The 258-nt window shown below is 54.3% G+C and carries 1 protein-coding gene; it reads right to left on the bottom strand.

Features of this window, described 5'->3' with window-relative positions; genetic code table 11:
* On the bottom strand, positions 1–258 hold a 258-nt coding region (locus tag Q4563_RS20870), incomplete at both ends, for a type IV pilus assembly protein FimV (protein ID WP_303605879.1).

Raw genomic sequence — 258 nt, forward strand, 5'->3', positions numbered from 1 at the left:
TGGGTAGACGGTGCAATCGGATTACTCAGGCGGGAGCGGAACTGCTCTGCAAGCGTAATATCGTCATCTGAGCCGAAGCCCAACAAACGTGCTTCTTCATCGGCAAAGGCGCTGTCATCGTTGAGTTCAGCCAACACTTCCAGCAGTTTAAGGCTGAGATCCGTGCGCCCGGGTTGGGATTCTACGGCTGGAGTCAGTTTGCTCCGTGCTTCATCAACACGGCCATAGGCAATATCGGCATCCACAGCGGTCAGTAAT

The sequence above is a fragment of the Gilvimarinus sp. 1_MG-2023 genome (assembly GCF_030548285.1).